This window comes from Streptomyces goshikiensis (assembly GCF_014650555.1).
In the GTDB taxonomy this organism is placed as follows: domain Bacteria; phylum Actinomycetota; class Actinomycetes; order Streptomycetales; family Streptomycetaceae; genus Streptomyces; species Streptomyces goshikiensis.
The window spans coordinates 1-2954 of sequence record NZ_BMVE01000036.1; the positions used below are offsets into that span (position 1 = coordinate 1).

Below are 2954 nucleotides of genomic sequence, written 5' to 3' on the forward strand. Positions count from 1 at the left end.
ACTGGCGGTTGTCGCAGGTGCTCGATGATGAGGCTGCGTTGGAGCGGGTGGAGGTGCTGCAGCCGGCCTCGTTTGCGGTGATGGTGTCGCTTGCCGCGTTGTGGCGGTCGTTGGGTGTGGTGCCGGATGCGGTGGTGGGGCATTCGCAGGGGGAGATTGCTGCCGCGGTGGTGGCGGGTGGTCTGTCGTTGGAGGACGGGGCCCGTGTGGTGGTGTTGCGTGCACGGTTGATCGGGCGTGAGCTGGCGGGCCATGGCGGGATGGCGTCGGTGGCGTTGCCGGTGACGGTGGTGGAGGAGCGTCTGGAACGGTGGGCGGGGCGTCTGGGGGTGGCGGTGGTCAATGGGCCGTCGGCCACGGTGGTCGCCGGTGACACGGACGCGGTGGCGGAGTTCGTGACCGTATGTGAGGCGGAGGGTGTGCGGGCGCGGCGTCTGCCGGTGGACTATGCCTCGCACTCGGCGCATGTGGAGACGCTGGCAGCCGAGCTGGAAGAGATCCTGGCCGACGTCCGTCCGGTGAGCGGCGAGATCCCGTTCTACTCGACGGTGGAGGCCGCGGCGATCGACACGGCGTCGTTGGATGCGGGGTACTGGTTCGGGAATCTGCGTCGGCGGGTGCGGTTCCAGGAGACGGTCGAGCAGCTGCTCGCGGATGGTTTCCCGGTGTTCGTGGAGGCCAGCGCGCACCCGGTGCTGACAGCTGCGGTGCAGGAGACGGCGGAGTCCGTGGGCCGGCAGGTGTGTGCGGTCGGTTCCCTGCGTCGTGACGAGGGGGGTCTGCGGCGTTTCCTGACCTCGGTGGCGGAAGCGTTCGTCCAGGGCGTCGACGTCACCTGGCCGGCCCTCTTCGACGACACCGGCGCCCGCACCATCGACCTGCCCACCTACCCCTTCCAGCACCAGCGTTACTGGCTTGAGTCGCGTCCTTCTGCGGCGGTTGTTCCGTCGGGGGTGCAGGACGGTCTGTCGTACGAGGTGACGTGGAAGAGTCTGTCGTTGCCGGAGTCGGTGCGTCTTGACGGCCGGTGGCTGCTCGTCGTGCCCGAGGACCTGGACGCGGACGGCACACGTGTCGCCCACGACGTCGAGCAAGCCCTCACCACCCACGGCGCCACGGTCTCCCGCCTCACGGTCGACGTGACGGCGACGGACCGCACCGACCTGTCGGCGCGGCTCACCACCACCGCGGCCGAAGAGCAGGAACCCCTTGGGGGAATCCTGTCCCTCCTGGGGTGGGCCGAGGGTGCACAGGTCGACCGCCCGACCGTACCGATTGCCATCGCCACCTCACTGGCACTGGTGCAGGCCGTCGGCGACGCAGGATTCGGTGTTCCGGTGTGGGCGGTGACGCGGGGTGCGGTGTCCGTCGTGCCTGGTGAGGTGCCGGAGACGGCGGGTGCGCAGCTGTGGGCGCTCGGCCGCGTTGCCGCTCTCGAACTCCCCGACCGCTGGGGTGGTCTGATCGATCTCCCGGCGGACACCGATACACGTACGGCGGCTCTGGCGCTGCGGGCACTGGCCGCCGGGATCGTGGCCGGTGAGGACCAGTTGGCGGTACGGCCCTCGGGCGCCTACGGCCGGCGCGTCGTTCAGGCAGGCCACCGGAAGCCCAAGGGCGCGAAGCCGGAATGGCGACCGCGCGGCACCGTGCTCGTCACCGGGGGAATGGGCGCCATCGGAACCCGGGTGGCCCGCTGGCTGGCCCGGAACGGAGCCGAGCACCTGGTGCTGACCGGCCGCCGTGGTGCCGGGACACCCGGCGCCGACGAGCTGGCCGGAGAGCTGCGGGCGTCCGGCGTTCAGGTCACGCTCGCGGCCTGCGATGTGTCCGATCGTGCCGCGCTAGCCGCGCTGATCGACGCGCATCCGCCGACCGCCGTCTTCCACACCGCCGGCGTGCTGAACGACGGGACGGTCGACACGCTCACCCCCGGACGTCTGGACGGGGTCCTGGGCCCCAAGGCGACGGCCGCCGTTCACCTGCACGAGCTCACCGCACACCTGGACCTTGACGCCTTCGTCCTCTTCGCCTCCGTCACCGGCGTATGGGGTAACGGCGGCCAGGCCGCGTACGCCATGGCCAACGCGGCTCTGGACGCGCTCGCCGAGCAGCGCCGTGCCGGCGGACTTGCGGCGACCTCCATAAGCTGGGGCCTCTGGGGCGGCGGCGGCATGGCCGAGGGCAACGGAGAGGTGAGCCTCAACCGCCGTGGCATCCGCGCGCTTGAGCCCGCCACCGGCATCGAGGCGCTGCAACGGACGCTCGACCAGGACACGACCTGCCGCACCGTCGTCGACGTGGACTGGTCTGAGTTCGCTCCGCGCACGGCCGCGCTGCGGCGCGGACGGCTTTTCGCGGACCTGCCCGAAGCGCGACGTGCGCTGGGGTCGGAAGGGGCCGCGCAGGAGGGTGCCGGGGCCGCCGAGTCGGCCGCCACATTTGCCGAGCGCATTGCGTCGCTGCCGGAGCCCGAACAGCGCCGGATACTCGTCGAGTTGGTCCGAGCCGAGGCGGCTGCCGTCCTGCGGCACGACACGACGGAACTCCTGGCGCCGCGTAGGTCCTTCAAGGACGCTGGGTTCGACTCGCTGACCGCGCTGGAGCTCCGCAACCGGCTGAGTACCGCGAGCGGTGTCGTCCTTCCCGTCACCGTCGTCTTCGACCACCCGAACCCCGGCGCCCTGGCGGACTTCTTGTACGGCGAGGCCCTGGGCCTGTCCGCGCAGCACGTCGCCGGGAGCGACCAGGCCGATACGGCCCGGCCGGCCATCGCCCCCGAAGAGCCGATCGCGATCGTCGGTATGGCCTGCCGTTACCCGGGCGAGGCCCACTCTCCTGAGGAACTGTGGAAGTTGCTCATGGACGAACGGGACGTCATCGGCCCCATGCCCACTGATCGGGGTTGGGATGTGGCGGGTCTGTTTGATCCGGAGCCTGGTGTGCCTGGGCGT

Annotated in this window: 1 protein-coding gene; it reads left to right on the top strand. The window is 70.9% G+C overall.

The genetic code is table 11. The features are described 5' to 3' along the window. Positions 1-8: 8 nt before the first annotated feature. Positions 9-2954, top strand: a 2946-nt coding sequence (locus IE248_RS37015) for a type I polyketide synthase (protein WP_268254124.1), incomplete at its 3' end; no start/stop codon positions are given.